The sequence below is a fragment of the Yersinia nurmii genome (assembly GCF_001112925.1).
In the GTDB taxonomy this organism is placed as follows: domain Bacteria; phylum Pseudomonadota; class Gammaproteobacteria; order Enterobacterales; family Enterobacteriaceae; genus Yersinia; species Yersinia nurmii.
On sequence record NZ_CPYD01000009.1, the window covers coordinates 1 to 23,447 of the forward strand.

Genomic DNA, 23,447 nt, shown 5'->3' on the forward strand with positions numbered 1-23,447 from the left:
CAAAGCTGCGACTGCGGGCATCTGACCAATTCTGGTGTTCGCCATATGCCGTGCCTGCGGCGGCAAGAGCAGCAGAGGCGAAGAAGTGCTGAGCTTTGTCTTTTCCCGTCCAGCTTTGAGCGGCCAGCAGGATAGTCTGCTCAATCAGGGATGTCGAGGATCCATTTTGGCGGGAGCCAGGCTAGCGTCCGGTGAGTCGGAAAGGGATAAAAAGGTCGCCAGTCGGGAGGCAAACATAGGTTGTCTCTGCAGGATTAATCATAAATACCAATAATTCGGTGACACTCACTTACCACTTATTATTGGTCAGCGTTGGCCACTCACGCACCATCAATCATCTCCAATAACCTTCGCATATCGTGCTGATTACTCTATTATTTAACGTTATAAAGCGGTGATGAAGAGTTATTCTGCGAAGACATTTAGGAAATGTGGCCGAATCCAAAGTAGCCCATTCTTAACAGCGAAAAAGCCGCTGCTCTGAAGGCCATTTAGGCTCTGATCTTTATTGCTGTAAGGTAAAACCATTCCGCTTATAAATTCTCTCTACATTTAATCTGAATTAGTCTGACCCTCTGCACGACTGATTTTTATTTCGTTATATTGCGTTGAATGAGATGAAAAAAGACCCCGAAGGGCCTTTTTTTCATCTAACATATTAAAATATATAATGAATATAGATACTTAATGGTCGCCACCTTGAGATGCGCCCAGACCGGTTTGCGAGCGAACGAACTGCGCTCTGAACAGCAGGCGTTCTTTCTTGCCGGTTTCTGAATTATCAGTGATAGAGAACAGCCATGTACCGACAAAGGCTACAATCATTGAGAATAAAGCTGGGTATTCATATGGATAGATTGGTTTCGCGTGACCGAGAATCTTGACCCAAATGGTTGGCCCCAAAATCATGAGCACTACGGCGGTAATCAATCCTAACCAGCCACCGACTAATGCGCCTCGCGTAGTCAGCTTGTCCCAATACATTGAAATGATGATTATTGGGAAGTTACAGCTGGCGGCGATTGAGAAGGCTAGGCCTACCATGAAGGCAATATTCTGATTCTCAAATAGAATCCCTAAGCCGATTGCTACAACCCCTAATACCACCACGGTAATTTTAGAGACGCGTAATTCATCACGTTCCCGTGCTTTACCGTTCTTAATTACGCTGGCGTATAAGTCATGGGAAACCGCTGAGGCGCCGGCTAATGTCAGGCCGGCAACGACAGCCAGGATGGTGGCGAAAGCTACGGCGGAGATAAAGCCAAGGAAGAAGTTGCCCCCAACGGCGTTAGCAAGATGAACCGCCGCCATATTGCTGCCGCCCAACAGTGCGCCAGCCGCATCTTTAAAGGAAGGGTTTGGGCCAACCAGTAAAATAGCGCCGAAGCCGATAATAAAGGTCAGAATATAGAAGTAACCGATAAAGCCAGTGGCGTAGAACACGCTTTTACGGGCTTCTTTTGCATCACTTACGGTAAAGAAGCGCATCAAAATATGTGGCAAGCCGGCGGTACCAAACATCAGAGCCAGACCCAGTGATAACGCAGATATAGGATCTGAAACCAGTCCTCCGGGGCTCATGATTTTGAGACCGTTAGGGTGAACTTTGATGGCTTCGCTAAACAAAGTATTGAAGTTGAAGCCGACTGATTTCATGACCATCACGGCCATGAATGTTGCGCCCGCTAGCAGCAAGACTGCCTTGATAATTTGTACCCAAGTGGTTGCCAGCATCCCGCCAAATAGCACATATAAAACCATCAGAATGCCGACTAATACTACGGCCACATGGTAGTTCAGGCCAAAGAGCAGCTCGATAAGTTTACCTGCACCAACCATCTGAGCAATCAGGTATAAGGCAACCACAACCAGCGATCCGCAGGCTGATAGGGTACGGATTGGGCGCTGTTGCAAACGGTATGACGCAACGTCGGCGAAGGTATAGCGACCCAGGTTACGTAGACGTTCGGCAATCAGGAACAGAATAATTGGCCAGCCGATCAGAAAACCAATGGAATAGATCAGCCCATCGTAGCCCGAGGTATAAACCAGTGCAGAAATACCAAGGAATGATGCGGCGGACATAAAGTCACCGGCGATCGCTAACCCGTTTTGAAAACCGGTGATGCGACCGCCAGCGGTGTAATAATCTTGTCGGGAGCGAGTACGTTTTGAAGCCCAATAGGTGATATACAGCGTAGCGCCAACAAAGAGTAAGAACATCACAATAGCTTGAATATTCAACGGTTGACGCTGAACTTCACCGCTGATTGCCTCTGCCTGTGACAGCGCAGGCAGAGTCAGTAAGGAAAGTGCAGACCAATGGCGGATCTTCATTGCTTCACCTCGCGAAGAATTTCTGCCGTCATGCGGTCGAACTCACCGTTAGCGCGGACAACATAAATACCTGTAAGAACAAAAGAAATTACGATTAAACCTATGCCGACCGGAATACCGCGCGTGATGCTGGCCCCCGCATATAGCGGAGTCCCCAACCATTGAGGTTCAAAGGCAATGAGAAAAATAAAGCCAACGTAGAGTGCTAAGGTAATTGATGATAACAGCCAGGCAAACCGGCCTCGTTTTTGTACCAACTCTTTGAATTTCGGATTATTTTCAATCTCTTGATAAATGCTGTCATTCATCAGAGTTCTCCTGTGAGGCATTAATTAAGTTGCCGCTCTCTGGCGGTGTAATTTACGACGTTGCTTGCATTGATTGTTTTTCTTCCAGTAATTTTTCTACTACGCTCGGATCGGCCAGCGTTGAGGTATCCCCCAGATTGCTGGTATCACCTGCGGCAATTTTGCGTAATATGCGGCGCATAATTTTCCCAGAGCGGGTTTTTGGCAATGAATCTGTCCAATGCAAAATATCCGGCGTCGCAATTGGCCCAATCTCTTTGCGTACCCAATTACGTACTTCGCTATAAAGTTCCGGCGTGGGTTCTTCTCCGTGATTCAAAGTGATATAGGCATAAATTGCTTGACCTTTTATATTGTGGGGAACGCCAACCACCGCTGCTTCAGCGATTTTCGGATGAGAAACCAGCGCCGATTCAATTTCAGCGGTACCTAAGCGGTGACCGGAAACGTTGAGAACGTCATCCACGCGGCCAGTAATCCAGTAGTAGCCGTCTTCATCCCGACGGGCGCCATCTCCGCTGAAATACATACCTTTAAAGGTTGAGAAGTAGGTTTGCTCGAAACGATCGTGATCGCCAAACAGGGTTCGGGCCTGACCCGGCCATGAATCGGTAATCACCAAATTACCTTCGGCTGGACCTTCCTGCGGATTCCCCAGATTATCCACCAACGCTGGCTGTACGCCGAAGAACGGGCGGGTAGCTGAACCGGCTTTCAGCTCGGTTGCACCAGGTAGTGGAGTAATCATGAAACCACCGGTTTCGGTCTGCCACCAGGTATCCACAATTGGGCATTTACCGTTACCGATCTTGTTGTAATACCACTCCCAGGCTTCGGGATTAATTGGTTCACCAACTGAACCCATCAGACGCAGCGATGTGCGCTTGGTGCCTTCAATCGCTTTATCGCCTTCGGCCATCAATGCGCGAATCGCCGTTGGAGCGGTGTACAGAATATTGACCTGATGCTTATCGATAACCTGACCTAAGCGGTTAACGCCCGGATAGTTAGGAACGCCTTCAAACATTAAAGTGATAGCGCCGCAGGCCAGCGGGCCGTAAAGCAGATAGCTGTGACCGGTGACCCAGCCCACATCGGCGGTACACCAATAGATATCGCCCGGATGATAGTCAAACACGTACTTGAAGGTCATGGCGGCATAAACCAAATAGCCGCCGGTGGTGTGAAGTACGCCTTTAGGCTTACCAGTAGAGCCAGAGGTATAAAGAATGAATAATGGATCTTCTGCATTCATCTCTTCAGCCGGGCAATCCGCTGAAACGCTCCCAATCAGGTCATGCCACCATAAATCTCGACCTTCCTGCCAGTAGCCCGGTTTGCCGGTACGTTGGAAGACCACGACATTATTGATACTGGTGATAGCTGGGTTTTTTAGCGCTTCATCAACGTTCTTTTTCAACGGAATAGCGCGGCCAGCACGGATACCTTCGTCAGCGGTGATAACCAGTTTGGAGTTGGAATCAATAATACGACCAGCAACCGCATCCGGTGAAAACCCGCCGAAAATGACCGAGTGAACGGCACCGATACGCGCACAGGCCAGCATAGCCACAGCTGCCTCCGGCACCATTGGCATATAAATAGCCACTACGTCGCCCTTTTTTACGCCAAGTTTTTTCAATACATTGGCGAACTGGCATACATCGTGGTGTAGCTGTTTATAACTGACGTTCTTGGATTGGGTGGGATCATCACCTTCCCAAATAATTGCGGTTTGATCACCGCGCTCGGCCAAATGGCGATCCAGGCAGTTAGCGGATAAATTTAGCGTGCCATCCTCAAACCAGCGAATACTGACGTGGCCAGGATCAAATGAAGTGTTTTTAACAATGCTATAGGGCTTTATCCAGTCGATAATTTTCCCCTGCTCTCCCCAGAAGGCATCGGGGTTTTGTACAGATTGTTGATAATAATCATGATATTGGGCTGGGTTGATCAGGGCATTTTCTGCAATTGCAGCGGGAATTGGGTGTTTATGTAGTTGGCTCATATTTATTCTCCTTTAGATTGTTAATAATATGTCAACTAAAGGTTAATTATAGTGTTGGCCATCGTTTTGTTTCTTTTTTGGGCGACAGATCACGCAGAAAAGATGTTGTTTTAGGGACTTACTTAATGCGCTGTGTGTTGTATCAATATCTCAATAGGGAAGGGATTTCATCGAGAAATGATGTTTGATGAGATGAAATACTCCTGTGGGCCATTTATTTCATCGAAAGAAGTATTACACCGTGATTGTATATGTAGGTGACTTTTCCGTTCAAATAGCGACTAAGACAAAATCCATTCGCAATAATAGCAGGGAGTTTATCTAAAAATAATTTTGATTATGATTAGCCCCGGCCGATGATTAAGTTTTTATTATTACTTAATGGTATTTAAAATAAGTAGATATTCTTAATAGAAATAAAAAACCGAGTTTAAAAATAACAGCATAGTTATGCAGCAAAGGTTTGTTCGATTAATCATGATTTTTCTCATTTTCAGATGAAATTATTGGGGGCTTTGGTTGCAGAATACCCAAAATAGGTAGAAAATCGAAATAGCACCCATTTAACAAAACGCGAACAAAATAAGACGTTAAATACAACAATCCGCTGATTTTATCGGCGAATTAATTTCGCCTATTTTTTATACCTAAAGGTGAAGTGCTTATTTGCTATGGTTTAAATTTATTATTTTAATAACAGTTGGTTATGGCTTATCACTCTTTCTTCTTACCAGAAGATATCCAGCCTAGTGGGTTAGGCCAGAGTAAACAAGGCTTGCAGAACAACGGGTTGAAATGATACTGATTGAAAAGGTGGACGGCTGGCGGGAGGCCGATCCGCGGATTTTATTAACTATAGCCCCGTATTTAATGATTAAGTATTCCATCTGAAGTGCATGTCCATCATGCGCTTTGGGGAATGCTTTGAGGGATTTTTTTGGGTATGAAAAGTGTAAAAATAAGTCTTGCTTGGCAAATCCTAATTGCGCTTGTATTAGGTATTCTGGTGGGTGCGATTCTCCATAATCAGACCGAGTCTCGTGATTGGTTAGTCAGTAATATTCTCAGCCCTGCTGGCGATATCTTTATTCGCTTAATTAAAATGATTGTGGTTCCTATTGTTATTTCAACGCTGATTGTGGGTATTGCTGGCGTTGGAGATGCAAAGAAATTAGGGCGAATTGGCCTGAAGACCATTATTTATTTTGAAGTGATCACCACTATCGCCATTATTGTCGGTATCACTTTGGCGAATGTTTTCCAGCCGGGTCATGGCATCGATATGTCGACGCTAACCGCAGTGGATATTTCTCAGTATGAAAAAACCACGGCACAGGTACAAAGCGGTAGCCATAGTTTGGTGAGTACGATTCTATCGCTGATCCCATCGAATGTTTTCTCCTCGATGGCCAATGGCGATATGTTGCCGATTATCTTTTTCTCGGTACTGTTTGGGTTAGGGCTATCTTCTTTACCTAAAGAAACCAAAGAGCCGCTGCTTAACGTGTTCAAAGCCGTTTCCGAGAGCATGTTTAAAGTCACACATATGATCATGCGTTACGCCCCAATTGGTGTATTCGGCCTGATTTCCGTGACCGTAGCGAATTTTGGTTTTGCCGCCTTGCTTCCGCTCGCCAAGCTGGTGATATTGGTTTACGCCGCAATTCTTTTCTTTGCCTTGGTTGTGATGGGCGCAGTTGCCAGAGCCTGTAATCTGCGCATCTGGACGTTAATTCGCATTCTAAAAGATGAGCTGATTCTGGCTTATTCGACCGCCAGCTCAGAAACTGTTTTGCCGCGTATCATCGAGAAAATGGAGGCCTACGGCGCGCCGAAGTCGATTACCAGCTTTGTGGTGCCAACCGGCTATTCCTTTAATCTGGATGGTTCTACGTTGTACCAAAGTATTGCGGCGATCTTTATCGCGCAGCTATATGGTATTGAGCTTTCTATTGGTCAGGAAATTGTTCTGGTGCTGACCTTAATGGTTACCTCTAAAGGTATCGCGGGGGTTCCGGGCGTGTCATTTGTGGTGTTGCTGGCAACCTTAGGCAGCGTGGGCATTCCATTAGAAGGTCTGGCATTTATTGCTGGCGTTGACCGAATTCTGGATATGGCGCGAACTGCGTTGAACGTTGTGGGTAACGCATTGGCCGTATTGGTAATTGCCAAGTGGGAACACCAGTTTGATAGGAAGAAAGCCCGTGAATATGAGAAATCTTTCTTCGCAGAACAACAAACTCCAGCTAGCCAAGGTTAGTTAACGCTTATCTGGATCGAAGCCCGCGGTTTGCCGAATGTACGCCGCGGGTTTTTTATACCTGATACCTTATTTCTCTTCGATAAACTCGATTATTTAGCGTTCTAACTTCTGTTCTGCACCCATGTAGCTTCCCTTATCCCGATAATATATCTCCGTTCCGCTGCGTGGCTGGAAAGATAAAACCCTTACGAATTATACAGGATTAAATACTCTGCAGGCTTAAATTGCCTTATCATTGCGAGTCTTTTTAACTTTTTATTCTATCGGCGATAACAAACCTTGCTGCGTGGGGGGATGAATATTGCGTGGAGGAAGCATGACCTGGCAGTCGTTTAAATCCGAATATCTGGTGCGATTTTGGGCGCCGCTTCCGGCGGTGATCGCCGCGGGGATCTTATCGACCTACTATTTTGGTCTGACCGGTACTTTTTGGGCTGTGACCGGTGAGTTCACACGCTGGGGCGGGCATGTAATGCAGTGGTTCGGCGCTAACCCGCAGGAGTGGGGCTACTTTAAAGTGATAGGTTTCGAAGGTACACCGCTGGATCGCATCGACGGAATGATGATTATCGGCATGTTTGCAGGTTGTATCGCTGCGGCGCTGTGGGCTAACAATATTAAGCTACGTAAGCCTCAACACGGTATTCGAATTGCTCAGGCGCTGGTAGGTGGGATTATTGCCGGTTTTGGCGCTCGTCTGGCTATGGGCTGCAATTTAGCTGCATTCTTTACCGGTATTCCTCAATTCTCATTACATGCCTGGTTTTTTGCCCTAGCAACGGCGGCTGGCTCCTATTTCGGGGCAAAATTTACGCTGTTACCGATATTCCGTATTCCGGTGAAATTGCAAAAAGTCAGTTCAGCAGCGCCGTTAACGCAAAATCCTCAGCGCGCAAAGCGCCGTTTCCGTCTGGGTATAGTGGTATTCGCGCTGGCGTTATGCTGGGCGTTAACCGAATTATTCCAAGCGCCTAAACTCGGCATTGCTATGCTATTTGGCATTGGTTTTGGCTTATTGATCGAACGGGCGCAGATTTGCTTCACATCGGCTTTTCGCGATCTTTGGATTACTGGCCGCACCCATATGGCAAAAGCCATTATTCTCGGTATGGCGGTGAGCGCTATCGGTATCTTTAGCTATGTTCAACTGGGCGTTGCGCCGAAAATCCTGTGGGCAGGGCCAAATGCGATAATTGGTGGCCTGTTATTCGGTTTCGGTATTGTGCTCGCTGGTGGCTGTGAAACCGGCTGGATGTATCGTGCTGTAGAAGGGCAAATTCACTACTGGTGGGTCGGTTTAGGCAACGTTATGGGTGCCACTCTATTGGCATATTACTGGGATGATTTTGCCCCAGTGCTCGCGACAGACTACGACAAAGTCAATCTGCTGGACACCTTCGGCCCAATCGGTGGGCTGCTGGTAACCTATCTGTTATTAGGCATCGCTTTTGCCGCTATGTTGTGGTGGGAAAAACGCTTCTTCCGCAGTCGTAAAGCCGCCGCGCCGATTTTATCTAAGGAATCACTATGAGCACCCAACCGATAGTTCCAGATTACCGATTAGACATGGTCGGAGAGCCCTGCCCATATCCAGCAGTCGCTACGCTGGAAGCTATGCCACAGCTCAAACCGGGGGAAATACTGGAGGTGATCAGCGATTGCCCACAATCGATCAATAATATCCCGCTAGATGCACGTAATTATGGCTATAAAGTGTTGGATATTCAGCAGGATGGGCCGACCATTCGTTATCTCATTCAAAGGTAGATACTCCCTAGGCTTTATTGACGGTTTGGCTACTGCGCATCGCCATTCTGGTTTTGCGCAGTGTTCGCTAATAAGCGCCTTTAACGTTGTAGGCGATAGGGGCGATCACTTCGATAGTTCCGTTGTTTAGAATGTCTGCCGGTGGCGCGGGCATTGGCTGAGCGCGGGAAATCAACGTCATAGCTTCGTGGTCAAGAATTCTGGCTCCGGAGCTGGTGATCAGCTCTGCTAATAACACCTTTCCTTTCAGATCAACCACAAAACGCACATGACTCACCCCTTCCAAACGATAGCGTAACCCTTCTCGGGGATAACGTTTATAGCGATCGATATGGGCTAACACTTCCCCTTGCCATGCGGCTTTACCGTTGATTGCCGCTGAAGAAGCGCTGGAAAAGTTGGCAGCGTTTTTCTCAGCCGAACCGGGCAATGGGGCACTGGTGGTTGATGCGGGATTTTCGGCGATGACCGGCAACGAGGTTTCGGCTGGTTTTGGTTTTACTACCGGCTTTTTCTTGCTATCGACATTCTCTGGCCGAATCGCGTGAGTACCACGGGGAGAAAGCGCCAGCTTCGGCTGCTCCAGTAATTCCTTCTTTACCGGTTGAACGTCATCAGGAGCCGCCATTTGCTGCAAAACACCTTGTGGTACGTCAGTTGGCGGGGTTTTAGCTTGCTGAAAAATCGCTATTTCCACCATTACCGCCGGTGGCAAAGCGCCCTGGGGTGAAAGCTGACTCCATCCGCCTAGCATTAACACTGCGGCCAGTAAATGTAGCGTTAATCCCATCAGTAAACTGGCGGTCCAGCGGGTGCGTGTGCCGTCAGGTTGTCCAAAAGTGTGTGGTGCAAAGTGAGCCGCTGCGGTGATTGGGCCGTGGCTATGGGCTGGCTGTGGGTAGAATGATTTCATTGCCGACTCCGCAAACGCCGTATTCTCGACGTTATTCTATTGATTATAAGCACTTTTCATAACTGACTGTTCATGCCGCGCCCATGATATTTATCACGATCTCTGCACTCAACAACACCGACAGCCAAGTCGCGAATTATACGTAACAATAAGCATATTGATAGTTATAGGCATTATCATTTGCATTTATTCTGGGTTTTGCTTATAACCGCCAGCTTCAGAAGAGCGGAGCCTATGAGTATTCGCCGAGTCAGCAGAGAAAATTGTGGAACGCTATTTTACAGCCAGATGTGGGCAACCGGATTGATGTACCTGACGGCTTCAATACCTATGCTGGCCTGAACAGCACAGGGCAAAAGGACCGCACGACTTTAACGGATGCATTCATGGATAAACCACCATCAAACAGGGTGAGTTTGGCCTATCAGGCCACTTACGGTCAGTTGGTTAGCTTCTTTCGTAAAAGACTGGATAACGCCAGCGATGCCAAGGACTTATCACAGGACGTATTTACACTGTGGTTGAAACGCGCCAGGCAAACACCGGTGGAGCATTCGCGTGCCTTTTTGTTCAAAATTGCTCATCGGGTGCTTATCGATCATTGGCGTGCCACCGGGAAACAGCGACTATTATTATCTGAAAATCATGAAGATAGCCTGGATAGACAGGATATTGCGCCGGCAGAAACCGAACCGCAGCGTTTATTTGAACACCAACAGCGTTTAAATCGGCTGGAGGACGCGTTGCAAAGCCTTTCCCCTCGTCGTCGGGAGGCTTTTTTAATGCACCGCTTTGACGGTTTATCGCAAATTGAAGTGGCCGAGAGAATGGGCATTTCTGTCAGTATGGTAGAAAAGCACATTGCCGGTGCTTTGGTGCATTGTAAACGCTACGTAGCGGAACAGGAGAGTGAGCACAATGATGGACGCTAGCCGCCTTCTGGAAACAGAAATCGACGAACAGGCTGCGCTGTGGTTTAGCCGCAGTCAGGGGCGTCGCCTTACCGATGCGGAACAACGGCAATTTCAGGAATGGTTACAGCGCTCAGCGGCTCACGCTGAGGCTTTTCGGCAGATGCAGCAAATCTGGGGGGATTGCGCCCTGATTGCGCGCCCGGCCAGTGCGGCACAGCCTAAGGTGAAACCGAGCTGGTGGCGTCCGCTGCGCGGCTGTGCCGCTGGGGCTTTCTTTTTGCTTGCTCTGTGGTTGCCTGCCAGTCAATTGCCGCTAGTGCTGATGCAAGATATTCATCTGCAAACCGATAATTATGCTCGCGAAGTGGTGCTGTCCGATGGCAGCCGCGTGCACTTGAATCGATATACTAAAATGCGTGTCCACTATGCCAAGGAAAAACGCCAACTCTGGCTGGATCGTGGCGAGGTGTATTTGCAGGTGGCGGAAAATAAGCAGCGACCTTTTTTAGTCTATGCCGGAGAAAGTCAGGTACGGGTTGTGGGCACCGAGTTTGACGTCCGCTATGACGCTGAGGAAATGGGGGTGGCGGTACGTCAAGGTATCGTCGCGGTGACCGGGCGGTCATCTATGGAAACCGTGATGCTGCATGCCGGAGATTCAGCTCGCTTGCGGAAAGGGGAAAACGATCTCCAGCGAGGTCAGCGGCAGGCGGATGAAGTCGGCGAATGGCGTAGTGGGCAGATTTCATTCCGCAATCGCCCATTGGGCGAGCTACTAAAAGAGGTGGCGCGCTATCGGTCAGGGAAAATCGAGTTGATCGACGAGCGTTTGGGATCGCTGCCGGTTTCCGGTTCGTTGGATTTAGCTCACCCGGATGAGTTCTTAAACGCTTTACCGCTGCTTTTGGCGGTGAATGTGGTACAGGATGATCAGGGTAACGTATTGATTCTGCCGCGCCCGCAACAAAAGTAAAAAATAATTCATTTCATAGGTGAGGATAATTCTCATTCTCTCGTCTTCCCTGATGCCTCTGCCCATTGGCAAGGCATTTTTATTTTCTAGGGAAGAAATTGCGAGATGACTTACAACAAAAAGAAACCTTCTGGGGTGCCTGTTCTTTCTGCCCTAGCGCTGGCAACGCTGCTGATGAGTCAAGAGGCAGGCGCCGCCGATCTACAGCTCAATATGGTGGAACAACCGTTAGCCAACGCTATTGCCAATGTGGCGCAGCAAGGCCAACTGCATGTGTTATTCGATGAATCCGAGCTGCGTAACCGGCGGGCGCCTGCTCTGCATGGCTATTACAGCCCGCAGTCTGCGTTACAGCAATTACTGGCGGGCAGTGGTCTGGAGTTGGTTAGCAGCGGTAGCGGTTTTGTTATTCGTCCACAGGCGGTGAAAGGCGCTAACACCGGCGCTATTATCCTTCCGACCACCTCTGTGATGGGTGAAACCAGCGGTCGGGCAGCGGATAATCTGATGTCGGCTCCGCAGGTGATCACTTCGGAAGAGATTCGCCAGCGTCCCACCGGCAACGGTAACATTACCGAATTATTGCGTACCAATCCGGCGGTACAGTTTTCTAACAGCGGTAACACCAGTCTCAATCAAGGGGAAATCAAGCCGAGTGCGATTTCTATCCACGGTTCCTCCAGCTACCAAAACAACTATAAGCTGGATGGCGTTAGCTTTAACAATGACGTCGATCCGGCCAGCAGTGGCAATGGTGAAACCACGACCCGCGTTGACAGCAGCGATCAGGGGATCTATCTCGATAGCCGTTTAATCGACAGCGTGACTGTGTTCGATAACAACGTTCCGGTGGAATACGGCGGTTTTACCGGCGGTACGCTGGATGTCACCAGCCGTCGCTGGCGCGGCGATAACAGCGCCCATTTATATTTCCGCGAAACCCGTTCGGCGTGGAATAAGGTGTTTACCGATCCCGGCACCGCTTTTGACAGCTCAAAGAATGACACCAGTCGGCCGGATCGCTTCCAGCCGAAATACAGTAAACAGAACTTCGGCGGTTGGTTTGAAGCCGGTATAACCGATAATCTGGGCGTGGTTTTCTCTGCTTCGCATCGTATTTCGGATATTCCGACTTATACCAGCGGCGGCAGCGGTTTACTGATAGGGCCGAATAATGAACTAGAAGGCGTCTCAATGGACGGCGGCTACCGCAGCCAGAAACGGGTGTCTGATAACTATTTCGCCAAGTTCTCATGGGATGCCAATGAGCGCACCAGCCTGCATTTATCCGGCAATTACTCGGCCTATACCAGCTCGCTATTTTCCAGCAGCGTAATCAATTCAGGCTATGATAACGATCATAATGGTCTGAGCACGACGTTGCAGTTAGAGCACCGCTTTGATTTTGCCAACCTAGACTTAACCGCCGGTTACCAAAAGCTAGTGGATGAGCGCACCAATGATGTGAAAGATTTCTTCGCCCTTGAAGATTATTCAAACTGGCCGGATACGGGTTATTACAACAATGGCGGGCAGGGAGACTTGATCACCCGACAAAACAGCGCCACGACGAAAGGGGTGCTGCGCTTTAATCAATTCGAGGCGCTGGGGATGTTCCACTCGCCAAACGTTGGTTTTGAAGTAAATAAAACCGAGGCGCGCTATCAACGGGATCGAGATTACTACCGCTATCGGTTCTATGGATCGCCAGACTGGCTCACTTCAGATACTCAGCCCAGCAATATCACCCGCTTCCGCGCTGGAACCTATAAAGCGGATTACACCAGCTACGCTCTGTTCCTCGACGACAGCATGCAGTATGGCCGTTTGACCCTGCGTCCGGGCGTACGTGTGGATCGGGATGATTTTGTCGGGCAAACCAATATTGCTCCGCGTTTGAGCAGCAGCCTAGATATTTTCGGAACCGGTGATACGGTGCTGATCGCCGGGGCTAACCGTTACTATGGTCGTTCAATGCTGACCTATGCGCTGTATGAAGCGCAAAACGCCGGTATGCAGAATTGCTACTACGACTGTAACCTCGATCCCCATCAGGTTGAATGGGACGACGTGAAAGATTTCGAAGGTATCGATAAGCTTTCAACGCCTTATAACGATGAGTTAAGCCTCGCTCTGCAACAGCAAATCATGAAAACCCAGTGGCGCTTGCAATATGTTCATCGCGAAGGTTATGACGAAGTACGCAGCCGTACTAAGTATCCGAACAGTGGTAATACTTTGCAGTCGCGCATTCGTACCTTTGATAACGGTGGCCGCAGTAGCAACGATACGGTCTCACTTTCCGTGAGCAACAATCAGCCGTGGGAAACAGGCGCAGTGACTCATGCGATGACCGGTTCCCTGAGCTGGCAACAAAGTAAGAGCAATACGCCGAAAGATCAGGGTTACGCTTTCTTCGACCCAAGCACCAAGCTGGATTCGGATAAAGTCTGGTACGACGGTAAGGTAATTAACGCTTCCGATTTACCTTCCACCAACTTTAACTCGCCGTGGCGCTTCAATCTGGAGCTGACCAGTGATTGGCAGGAACACAACTTGACCTTCTATAACTTGCTGCAATGGCGTGGTCCGCGGGATCAGGCGGTACGTTACCAGCAAGATTATTACACCGATCCGACCACCGGCTCGCAGATGTTGAAATACGAGAAGACCCACTTTGCCAGCACCCTCCGCTGGGACACTAAAGTGACATGGAAACCTGATTTTGCCTATGGCGCGGGGATCTCGGTCGAGGTGAATAACGTACTGAACAAACGCAACGTGGCGGACACTTTTGTGTATGAAGACAAAGTGTTGCACTCCTATGAACCGGGGCGCCAGTTCTGGCTGCAACTGAGTTACGACCTGTAATTTTGTTGCGAAGTCACTGAACACAGTCGGGTTGCTCAGGCAGCCTGACGTTTTGGTTTTTAGGTCAGTACAAGATCGGTTGATTGATGAAAACGTTAAAACAGTTCTGTTATCTCGCTAGGCCTTTTTGGGGCGTTGGCAGCGCCTGGTTTGCTTGGTTGCTATTGGCGGTAGTGCTGGTGCTCAGCCTATCATCGGTTTGGTTCAATGTGCGTCTTAACCAGTGGAACGGTGATTTTTACAATGCGCTACAGCAGCTAAACAGTCAGGCACTCTATCAGTTACTCCAGCATTTTATCGTGCTGGTTAGCGCGTTGATTCTGGTGGTGGTGTTTGCGGATTATTTGAAACAACGGCTAATCATGCGTTGGCGAATCGGTATGACAGAATATATTCTGGCACGCTGGCTTTCTCGGGACGGGCAACACTATGCGCTGAAAATCAACGCGTTGGAGCCAGATAACCCAGACCAGCGAATTGCCGAGGATGTGCGTTTGCTGATTGAATCTAGCCTGCGCCTGTTGATTACCTTCCTGCATTCCATGCTAACACTGGTGTCGTTCGCCGCCATTTTATGGCAACTCTCTGGCAGCCTGAATTTTTCCCTGTCGTCCCACAGTTTCACCATCCCTGGTTACATGTTTTGGGTGTGTATTTTCTACACCTTGATTGGCATTGGCCTGACCCACTGGATCGGCTATCCACTACGTCAGCTCAATATGGAAAAACAGCGTCGTGAGGCCGATTACCGCAGTGGGCTGATTGCCCGACGGGAAGCCAGCGACGCTATTGCTGGCCAGCGCGGTGAATTACACGAGCGGGCGGCTTTGCTACAGCATTTTCGCGCCATTGCCGATAACTGGTATCAGCTGATTCGCTATGAGAAAAACCTATCGTTCTTTACCGTTGGTTATCAACAGGTTAGTGCATTGGCGCCGATTTTTTTTGCGTTACCAAAATTCCTTGCCGGTGAACTGTTATTGGGCGGATTGATGCAAATCCGTCAGTCATTTGCTCAGGTGGCGGGTGCGCTGGGCTGGTTCATTTTCTCCTATCGGGACATTGCCGCCTGGCAAGCCACCGTAACCCGTTTGTATAACTTTGTGGTGCTGCTGGAAGCGGAGCCGTCCAGCCCGGTAGAAACGGCATCGGACGACGCCATGCCGCTACGAGCCCGTCTGAATTTACAAACTGCCGATGGTAATTCGCTGCTGCGAGGCATCATCGTAGAGGCTGTGCCGGGTAGCTTGACGCTGATTCAGGGACGATCCGGTATTGGTAAGTCCACGTTATTACGCGCATTCAGCGGCCATTGGCCACATTACCGTGGGCAGATTACCCGCAGCGCCAGCGTGCACTGGTTGCCGCAGCGTTTATATCTGGCGCATGAGCGACTGGACGATTTACTGGCATACCCGGCAGAACGCAGTGCTTTTAGCGATGAACAGTATCGGGACGTCCTGACACAGGTTGGTTTACCGCAGCTAGTTTATCAATTGCCCTTATCGACGGCGTGGCAACAACGCCTTTCCGGCGGCGAACAGCAGCGGCTGATGTTTGCCCGTTTGTTATTGAATAAGCCAAGGTTGATTCTGTTGGATGAAACTACCTCGGCGCTGGATGCATCCAGCGCGCGCCATCTGCTGCGGTTGCTGCGTTCGGAGTTACCGTGCAGTGCCATTTTACTGGTCAGTCACCAGACATTCTTGGCCGATCTCGCCGACCATCGCTTGTATCTGGATGGCCAATCTTTTGTTTCTCAAGGAGTTGCCACACCATGTTTAACCGACTAGTGCTTGTGTCGCTTGTCTGCGTATTGTTGGGTTGCACGCCGACAACCCGTGACATCGAGCTAACTGACGGGCAGTCCTTGCCGATTCGCCGTGATGTGCAGCACTTCACGCTGGATAATGGCCTACAGGTTTATTTGCTACCGCGAGCGCAGCCGGGCGTGGAAATGCGGCTGCTGGTGAACAGTGGTTCATTGCAAGAGAGTGAAAAACAGCGTGGTTTAGCGCATTTTGTCGAGCATATGGCGTTTAAAGGCACGCGTAATTTCCCCGGCACTTCCAGTTTTAAATCACTAGAAAAACAAGGTATTACATTGGGAAGTCACGTTAATGCAGTGACTAGCCTAAATGCCACGACTTACAAGCTTTCTCTGCCTAACGCAGAGGAAAAGCAAATTCAGCTCGGGCTGCGGATTTTATCCGATTGGGCGACCGGTATCAGTTTTGAACCAGAAGCTTTTGATAAAGAGCGGTCGGTGATTGTAGAAGAGTGGCGTTTGCGTCAGGGCGTGGGTTTCCGTATTAACCAGTCACTGGAGCAACTACGTTATTACGGTAGCCGCTATGCACAACGCGATCCTATTGGCTTGCTGGATGTGGTACAGCAGGCTCCGGTATCTGAAGCCATGGCTTATTATCAGCAATGGTATCAGCCGCAGCGAATGGCTTTGGTGATGGTTGGAAACTTTGAATCTACGGAAATACGTCAACAAATTAATAGGTTATTCTCCGCTCCTGCTACCCAACCCTTGGTTCAGGATAATCCAGATTGGAAGAAGTTTGTGCCTCAGTCTGGCATATTAATCAGTGAATTATTCGATGCAGAACAAGGCTCGCGCATTATTCAGTTGGGGTTACAGCGTGATTTGCCGGTTTCATTCAATAGTGCTAACGGCCAGTGGCGGGATCTGCTGGATACTTTGTGGCTGACCATATTTAACCAGCGCTTATCACTGCTGGTGGATAACGAAATGCTTTCGGTTGCCAGCATTAATCAACAGCCCGCGTTGCTGGATAATCAGCGTATTCAGCATTTATTAATTGCTCGCCCGCTGGGGAGTGATTACAACGGAACGCTGAAACAGCTATTTACCGAGCTACAGCGCATGGCCAGCACACCGGTGAGTGCAGAAGAACTGAATGCCGCGCGTCAGCAGATATTAACCAAATTGCGTCAGCAGGCTGCTGGCGAAAGTCGTTATCAGCATGGTTATCTTGCGGATAATTTGACTGCGGCGATTGAGCTCAATTTACCAATGCTGGATAAACAGCAGCAACTAGCAATGACGGAAACTTGGTTGGCCGCGATTGGCCCGCAGCATGTTCAGGCGCAGGTGGCGGAATTGCTGGATACTGGTTCAGTACGATTAGCATTAATTGGCCCGGATACGGATAGAAAGCAGGTGGATAGTCAAGCGATCGCGGCGTTGTGGGACGCAACTCGTCAAACCCAGCCCGGAGCGTTCACCCTAAAACCTAAAGCGGTGACTTTAACGCTGGATACGCCGGCGGCCGGGAGGATGGTACAGCGCCAGATTTTGCCTATCGCCAATACGCAACGGTGGACGCTGAGTAACGGAATGCGGGTTATTGTTAAATCGGACGCGGGAATGAAAGATAACGTACAGATTTCATTACGTATTCCCGGTGGACGCTCGCTGGAAGAAGAGAATGGGGTCGGTGAGGTTAACTGGGCGATGCGCTTACCTGAAGTCAGCGGCTACGGGAAATACAGCCCGCGCCAGTTGGCTCAACTGAGTAAACAGCAGAATTTGGCACTGACGCCTTACGACGAGATGTTATTCCACGGTTTACGCGGCTCTGCGCCAGCGGAACATCTGGAATCCCTATTGCAATTGCTGCACTTGAAAATGACTGCACCGCAGTTTGCAGCCGATAAACTGGATCGGCAGAAACAGTCCTATGCTTTGGGCATTGATAAGCAACCGGTAGAGCGCCGTTTCCTCGATAGCATTACTCAAGAAGGCTATCAACATGGGGAGCGCTTATTGGTGACAGCTAACGGTCCGTGGCGCAACTTTAACGTAAAAGGGCTAGAGCAACGCCATCGTCAGCTATTTTCCGCCACGCAGGATATGACGCTAACTATTAGCGGTTCGCTGGATGAAGGGACGTTGCAAACGCTGGTGGAACGTTGGATGGGCAGTCTTCCTCGTACTGAGCAGCGACTACATTGGCGTGATTTGGGCATTAAGCCGCTGAATCGTGCAATGTCAAAGGACTACCCGTTAGCCAGTAGTCCTAAGACTATGGTTAGTATGCAATTCTCATCGTATGCGGTCTGGTCGCAGCCGAATCAGCTAGCCTTACAACTGATGGATAAAGTGGTTTCTCTACGCTTGCGCTATGCGCTGCGGGAACAGGCCAGCGGCGTTTATACTCTGGGCTTTAGCCAAATGGTAGCCAAGTTGCCAACGCCTTATTATTTGGCTCGATTGAACTTTACCTCTGCGCCAGAAAGGGCAGAAGAAATGGCACAATTGGCGCAGAAAGTGTTGACGCAGGTTGCTGAAGAAGGAATCAGTCCGCTGGAGTTGAGTAAAGCCAAAAAAGCCTGGCGAATTGAGCAGGAAGAAGGGCGAACCAGTGCCAGTTATTGGACTGATGCTCTGGCTCAGGTTGGTAGTGATGACGGCAATTTTGCCCTGCTGGCTCAAGAGGTAGAGCAGTTGGAAGCGGTGACGCCAGAACAGGTCAATGCACTAGCCGCTCAATGGTTAGGAAGAAACCCGAAAATATTTACCCTTAGCCCCGCGAAGTAATTTTATCGTCGGATAGCCACCTTCCTTGAAGGTGGCTTTTAATATGCGAAAACCTGCGAATAAATAAAAACATTCACCTTAGTAAATAGATAAAATATTATTCGTATTTATTACTTTAACTACTGAAACGTCGAATAATGGAAGAAAAATTCTCGCTACGTATTTGCGTCACTTCATTAGGCCAGAGTGGATTGACGGGAATGTAATATTTTTCTTTTTTAGCTTCGATGATCAACTCCTTAAATTCGTCTATATCTTTTATCACGCAAATATCATTCAATCTTCCGAGTGGCTTGGGTAGCACGAAGGTCGCCGGGAAATTGGCCTCTATGTCGCTTGCCGGGCTGCCTGCATCAGTGCTGTGATGAACAACCGGTTCACCATCGCCCACCATAGTTTTATTTATAAGTGGTATCATTGCGCGAATTCGCGGTGAGGCATTGCCAATATTGCTGTCTTCCCGCTCATAAAATTTAGCGGGATCAAGATATTCCGCCTGAAAATATTTATTAACTACCTCACTATGACGACGATTCTTATAAACATCCATATTTCTTTTGAACACATCATGGGAAACTTCTTTGAGCATGAAGTTATCTTTAGGACCGTAATCTCGTAAGTGTGGCGCAATCATCAATAAATCGTAATCAGCGGTCAGCGGTTTGTTATTTTCACCAGGCGGTGCCAGCACCTCAATGGTCTCTCCATGATGTTGAACTAAATATAAATCCGCTTGTTCTTTTACTGGTATTAACTCAAATTTATACGGTTTTCCATTGGGGGTTCTGGCATCTAGCGCGATGGGCAAACCCTTAGCATCTATTTGAATATCGACTATGTTTTTCTTCATCAAGAGATCTAACCTTGATGCAGTTATTTTCAGCGGTACTTTTTGCGCGTAGCCTTCGTCAATGCAGGCTTGAATTTGTTGATTAAATAACGCAATTTTATCTGGCTTATCTACCAGTTTGCTCAGCTCCTGCTTAACGCAGATAAATGCAGTCTGAGGCCCCCAGTTAGCACTTTTGCCCTTAATATGAAAACCCTTAGTTGGATATCCATTTCTAATCAGATCTGTTGCCATAATATCCACGGGCCTGATACCTATCAGGCAATTACTTTCTTGTGCTAATACCTGTAATTTAATTAGATGCTCAGGCACTATACCTACGCCGCTCTGATCACAAAGCGTTTTTATTTCCTCTAGTCTAGTTATATCAACTTTAGGTATTGAAGATGTAGAGGCATTCGCTCCTGGTGTAGGGGGTTCTGACGCAGGTAACGGCAAGTTTTGGGGTGTTTTATAGTTATTGTTTACAAGCATTCGTGTCCCCAGTGATTTATATCGTTATTGATAGTATCTATTCTGTCTTTTTTTTGTGTTTTGTTTTTATATTTTTCGCTTATTTATTATTGTAATAATTAGGTTGTTGATTTTTTTACTTTAATGGGTTTTTTAATTAATGATGAGAGATGCAATTTATATTATTGTTGTATTGGTTGCTTATAGTTTATTTTCTCAGTATATATATTATCTTAAGTTACACCTTTATAAGTTTAGCGATGATTAAATAAGAGCGGTGAGGAATATTTTAGTATTGCGCTTGATTTATACAGCGCTATTTTCGTTATTTTTAAATGTGACGATATGTGTTTTGCTGAAACATTTGATGAGTACAGGGGTGATCGTTATCACATTTTTATTTTCTATCCACCTTTATGGTTAAAACTACAGATTTGTTATATTTAAACATAAACACAACCATTTATTAACATTGGGTGTGACATAGCGATAAAGTATTAGGACAGTAAAAAGGTTTGCTCTGACGGTCTTGATTTTCATTAAATTTATTCTTATTCCTGAACGCCGGACTCTCTTTCGTCGATTTCCTGTCAATTTCATTTTGTTATTAACGTTTTTTAAGTGAAATTTAATTCCCCTCACCTTTTCGGATAAATAAAAATAATCTCTCTCTTAATGTCGACTCCGTTGCATTTCTCGAAATAAACTACTGTTCATTAGATGTTAGCCGCTTCTTTTTGCTATTTCCGTCACATTAATCCAGTTTTTCGTGCCGTAGCATCCAGCCCTATTATATATATTATTCTTTGAATTATTATTGGCTAGGGCTATAAAGATGAAAATTTACAATGACTTAAGAATGACGATTAACGACGTGATTAGCGCGCAAAAAAGATTAAAGGGACATATCTATAAAACGGGTCTGGCGAGATCAAATTACCTTAGCGAGCGTTGCCATGGTGAGATTTACCTCAAATTTGAAAACATGCAGCGTACCGGTTCATTCAAGATTCGCGGGGCATTTAATAAACTCAGTTCACTGACTGAGGAAGAAAAAAAACAGGGTGTCGTTGCCTGTTCCGCAGGGAATCATGCGCAAGGCGTTTCTCTATCCTGCGCCATGTTAGGAATTAACAGCAAAGTTGTTATGCCCAACTGTGCGCCAAAATCAAAAATTGCGGCGACCAGTGAATATTCTGCTCAGGTGATACTGCACGGGGAAAATTTCAATGACACCATTGCCAAAGCCAGCGAAATTATTGAATTGGAAAATAGAATTTTCATTCATCCCTTTGATGATGAAAAGGTGATTGCCGGTCAAGGGACCATTGGTTTAGAAATACTCGAAGATCTTTACGATGTCGATAATGTGATTGTTCCTATTGGCGGTGGTGGTTTGATTGCCGGTATTGCTTTGGCGATCAAATCAGTCAATCCAACCATTAATATTATCGGTGTGCAATCGGAAAACGTTCATGGCATGGCGGCCTCTTATTATAACGGAAGCATTACTAATCATCGTAAAACCTCGACATTGGCTGATGGTTGTGATGTCGCGCGTCCAGGTAATGCAACCTTTGAAATAGTCAAAGCGCTGGTTAATGACATTGTTTTGGTCAGCGAAGATGAAATAAGAAGAAGTATGATCGACCTTATTCAACGTAACAAAATCATAACCGAGGGTGCGGGGGCATTAGCATCAGCGGCATTACTGAGCGGAAAGTTAAAAGATTATATCACCGGCAAAAAGACCGTCAGTATTATATCAGGCGGCAATATTGATTTATCACGAGTATCACAAATTACGGGGTTAAGCAGTATTTCGTAAAATATCTTAATAAGGAATTTATTAATGGATATCGATAATGCTATATCAACACCACTCAAAACAAAAACGTGGCGTAAGTCAGATACAACCTGGACTTTAGGATTATTTGGCACCGCGATAGGCGCAGGTGTTTTGTTTTTCCCTATTCGTGCAGGTATTGGCGGGCTCATTCCAATATTAATCATGTTGGTTTTGGCTTATCCAATCGCTTTTCTTTGCCACCGCTCATTGGCTCGCTTGTGTTTGTCAGGTAAAAATTGTTCAGGGGATATTACTGAAACGGTTGAAGAGCACTTCGGTAAAACCGGTGGCGTCGTTATTACCTTCCTCTACTTCTTTGCTATCTGCCCGCTTCTATGGATTTACGGCGTTACTATTACCAACACCTTTATGACCTTTTGGGAAAACCAGCTTCAGTTAGTTCCGCTAAACCGAGGTTTGGTGGCGCTAGGATTGCTGCTATTGATGTCCGCAGTGATTTACTTTGGCAAAGATCTCATGGTTAAGGTCATGAGTTTCCTAGTATTTCCATTTATTGCTTGCTTGGTGCTTATTTCAGTCTCGCTGATTCCTTACTGGAATACCTCGGTTATTGAGCAAGTGGGTGTCAATGATATTTCTCTGTTCGGACATGACGGAATACTGGTAACGGTGTGGTTGGGCATTTCCATCATGGTGTTTTCCTTTAACTTTTCACCTATCGTTTCTTCTTTTGTCGTATCAAAACGTGAAGAATATGAGCCGGAATTCGGCCGTAGTTTCACGGAGAAAAAATGTTCTCAAATTATAAGCAGAGCCAGCATATTAATGGTCGCGGTTGTTATGTTCTTTGCTTTCAGCTGTTTATTTGCGCTATCGCCTCAGAATATGGCAGAGGCCAAGGCGCAGAATATTCCCGTACTGTCCTATCTCGCTAACCACTTTTCCGCCATGGCGGGAAGCCAGTCGGCTTTCTCAGTTACATTGGAGTATGCCGCTTCACTGATTGCGCTGGTTGCCATTTTTAAATCTTTCTTTGGGCATTATCTGGGCACGCTGGAAGGCCTTAATGGTTTGATTGTTAAATTTGGCTATCAGGGTGATAAAACCAAAGTCTCTAGCGGTAGGTTAAATCTGATCAGCATGGTCTTCATTATGGGATCGACCTGGATAGTGGCATATATCAATCCCAATATCCTCGATTTGATTGAAGCTATGGGAGCACCCATTATCGCCTCATTACTGTGTCTGCTGCCGATGTATGCCATTCATAAACTGCCAGCGCTGGCCCGATTCAGGGGTCGACCAGAAAACTATTTTGTCACTCTCGTCGGTCTACTGACCATTCTCAATATCGTCTACAAATTAGTTTAAGTATGGCGCTAAAAGCCCTCAACTTGCCCT

At 47.4% G+C, this 23,447-nt stretch carries 15 protein-coding genes; 10 read left to right on the forward strand and 5 right to left on the reverse strand.

All coding sequences use genetic code 11. The features are described from left to right. Nucleotides 1-684 precede the first annotated feature (684 nt). Genes actP through acs form a run of 3 tightly spaced genes read right to left on the reverse strand, consistent with a single transcriptional unit; the run spans nt 685 to nt 4,659 of the window. Nucleotides 685-2,340: a cation/acetate symporter ActP gene (actP, locus tag AD970_RS11830; protein ID WP_049599142.1), complete on the reverse strand. Its 1,656-nt coding sequence runs from the start codon at nt 2,338-2,340 to the stop codon at nt 685-687. Continuing rightward, on the reverse strand, nt 2,337-2,648 hold the full coding sequence (locus tag AD970_RS11835; protein WP_049599145.1) for a DUF485 domain-containing protein: 312 nt from the start codon (nt 2,646-2,648) through the stop codon (nt 2,337-2,339). Before AD970_RS11835 ends, actP begins: the two co-directional genes overlap by 4 nt. 52 nt (nt 2,649-2,700) lie before the next feature. Further along, nucleotides 2,701-4,659: an acetate--CoA ligase gene (gene acs / locus AD970_RS11840; RefSeq protein WP_049599148.1), complete on the reverse strand. Its 1,959-nt coding sequence runs from the start codon at nt 4,657-4,659 to the stop codon at nt 2,701-2,703. Nucleotides 4,660-5,602: 943 nt separating this feature from the next. Between acs and gltP the strand changes: the two genes are divergently transcribed. From gltP to yedF, 3 genes are all read left to right on the forward strand, one after another. Further along, nucleotides 5,603-6,919, forward strand: a complete 1,317-nt coding sequence (gene gltP / locus AD970_RS11845) for a glutamate/aspartate:proton symporter GltP (RefSeq protein WP_049599151.1) — start codon at nt 5,603-5,605, stop codon at nt 6,917-6,919. 319 nt (nt 6,920-7,238) lie between these two features. Continuing rightward, nucleotides 7,239-8,453 carry a selenium metabolism membrane protein YedE/FdhT gene (yedE, locus tag AD970_RS11850; protein ID WP_049599152.1) on the forward strand — a complete coding sequence of 405 codons (1,215 nt, stop codon included), beginning with the start codon at nt 7,239-7,241 and terminating at the stop codon, nt 8,451-8,453. Then, on the forward strand, nt 8,450-8,689 hold the full coding sequence (gene yedF, locus AD970_RS11855; protein ID WP_049599155.1) for a sulfurtransferase-like selenium metabolism protein YedF: 240 nt from the start codon (nt 8,450-8,452) through the stop codon (nt 8,687-8,689). Before yedE ends, yedF begins: the two co-directional genes overlap by 4 nt. 67 nt (nt 8,690-8,756) lie before the next feature. Here the strand turns inward: yedF and AD970_RS11860 are convergent, their stop codons facing one another. Next, nucleotides 8,757-9,602, reverse strand: coding sequence for an energy transducer TonB family protein (locus AD970_RS11860; RefSeq protein WP_084728153.1), 846 nt, complete (start codon nt 9,600-9,602; stop codon nt 8,757-8,759). 386 nt (nt 9,603-9,988) lie between these two features. Here AD970_RS11860 and AD970_RS11865 point away from each other — a divergent pair, with 386 nt between their 5' ends. From AD970_RS11865 to AD970_RS11885, 5 genes are all read left to right on the forward strand, one after another. Then, nucleotides 9,989-10,534 carry an RNA polymerase sigma factor gene (locus AD970_RS11865; protein WP_049599560.1) on the forward strand — a complete coding sequence of 182 codons (546 nt, stop codon included), beginning with the start codon at nt 9,989-9,991 and terminating at the stop codon, nt 10,532-10,534. Next, nucleotides 10,521-11,489 (forward strand): FecR family protein, encoded by a 969-nt coding sequence (locus AD970_RS11870; RefSeq protein ID WP_049599158.1) that lies wholly within the window; start codon nt 10,521-10,523, stop codon nt 11,487-11,489. Before AD970_RS11865 ends, AD970_RS11870 begins: the two co-directional genes overlap by 14 nt. A 105-nt stretch (nt 11,490-11,594) precedes the next feature. Then, a complete protein-coding gene (locus tag AD970_RS11875) occupies nt 11,595-14,360 on the forward strand; it encodes a TonB-dependent receptor (protein ID WP_049599161.1) in 2,766 nt (921 codons plus the stop codon). A gap of 86 nt (nt 14,361-14,446) precedes the next feature. Then, nucleotides 14,447-16,153: an ABC transporter ATP-binding protein/permease gene (locus AD970_RS11880; RefSeq protein ID WP_049599562.1), complete on the forward strand. Its 1,707-nt coding sequence runs from the start codon at nt 14,447-14,449 to the stop codon at nt 16,151-16,153. Further along, the gene (locus AD970_RS11885; protein WP_049599163.1) at nt 16,138-18,933 is read left to right on the forward strand and encodes a M16 family metallopeptidase; all 2,796 of its coding nucleotides are present in this window, start codon (nt 16,138-16,140) and stop codon (nt 18,931-18,933) included. The genes AD970_RS11880 and AD970_RS11885 overlap by 16 nt, the downstream gene beginning before the upstream one ends. A 115-nt stretch (nt 18,934-19,048) precedes the next feature. Here AD970_RS11885 and AD970_RS11890 read toward each other — a convergent pair whose 3' ends face one another. Next, nucleotides 19,049-20,257: an anthrax toxin-like adenylyl cyclase domain-containing protein gene (locus tag AD970_RS11890; protein WP_084728154.1), complete on the reverse strand. Its 1,209-nt coding sequence runs from the start codon at nt 20,255-20,257 to the stop codon at nt 19,049-19,051. Nucleotides 20,258-21,071: 814 nt separating this feature from the next. Between AD970_RS11890 and tdcB the strand changes: the two genes are divergently transcribed. Beyond that, on the forward strand, nt 21,072-22,064 hold the full coding sequence (gene tdcB / locus AD970_RS11895; protein ID WP_049599166.1) for a bifunctional threonine ammonia-lyase/L-serine ammonia-lyase TdcB: 993 nt from the start codon (nt 21,072-21,074) through the stop codon (nt 22,062-22,064). A gap of 24 nt (nt 22,065-22,088) precedes the next feature. Continuing rightward, a complete protein-coding gene (gene tdcC / locus AD970_RS11900; protein ID WP_049599169.1) occupies nt 22,089-23,417 on the forward strand; it encodes a threonine/serine transporter TdcC in 1,329 nt (442 codons plus the stop codon). Nucleotides 23,418-23,447: the final 30 nt, after the last annotated feature.

Excerpts from the sequence above, each read along its gene's own strand:
- yedF (WP_049599155.1), top strand. The coding sequence starts at position 8,450 with ATGAGCACCCAACCGATAGTTCCAGATTACCGATTAGACATGGTCGGA.
- AD970_RS11890 (WP_084728154.1), bottom strand. The coding sequence starts at position 20,257 with ATGCTTGTAAACAATAACTATAAAACACCCCAAAACTTGCCGTTACCT.
- actP (WP_049599142.1), bottom strand. The coding sequence starts at position 2,340 with ATGAAGATCCGCCATTGGTCTGCACTTTCCTTACTGACTCTGCCTGCG.
- acs (WP_049599148.1), bottom strand. The coding sequence starts at position 4,659 with ATGAGCCAACTACATAAACACCCAATTCCCGCTGCAATTGCAGAAAAT.
- tdcB (WP_049599166.1), top strand. The coding sequence starts at position 21,072 with ATGAAAATTTACAATGACTTAAGAATGACGATTAACGACGTGATTAGC.
- AD970_RS11835 (WP_049599145.1), bottom strand. The coding sequence starts at position 2,648 with ATGAATGACAGCATTTATCAAGAGATTGAAAATAATCCGAAATTCAAA.
- yedE (WP_049599152.1), top strand. The coding sequence starts at position 7,239 with ATGACCTGGCAGTCGTTTAAATCCGAATATCTGGTGCGATTTTGGGCG.
- gltP (WP_049599151.1), top strand. The coding sequence starts at position 5,603 with ATGAAAAGTGTAAAAATAAGTCTTGCTTGGCAAATCCTAATTGCGCTT.
- AD970_RS11885 (WP_049599163.1), top strand. The coding sequence starts at position 16,138 with ATGTTTAACCGACTAGTGCTTGTGTCGCTTGTCTGCGTATTGTTGGGT.
- AD970_RS11865 (WP_049599560.1), top strand. The coding sequence starts at position 9,989 with ATGGATAAACCACCATCAAACAGGGTGAGTTTGGCCTATCAGGCCACT.
- AD970_RS11875 (WP_049599161.1), top strand. The coding sequence starts at position 11,595 with ATGACTTACAACAAAAAGAAACCTTCTGGGGTGCCTGTTCTTTCTGCC.
- AD970_RS11860 (WP_084728153.1), bottom strand. The coding sequence starts at position 9,602 with ATGAAATCATTCTACCCACAGCCAGCCCATAGCCACGGCCCAATCACC.
- AD970_RS11870 (WP_049599158.1), top strand. The coding sequence starts at position 10,521 with ATGATGGACGCTAGCCGCCTTCTGGAAACAGAAATCGACGAACAGGCT.
- tdcC (WP_049599169.1), top strand. The coding sequence starts at position 22,089 with ATGGATATCGATAATGCTATATCAACACCACTCAAAACAAAAACGTGG.
- AD970_RS11880 (WP_049599562.1), top strand. The coding sequence starts at position 14,447 with ATGAAAACGTTAAAACAGTTCTGTTATCTCGCTAGGCCTTTTTGGGGC.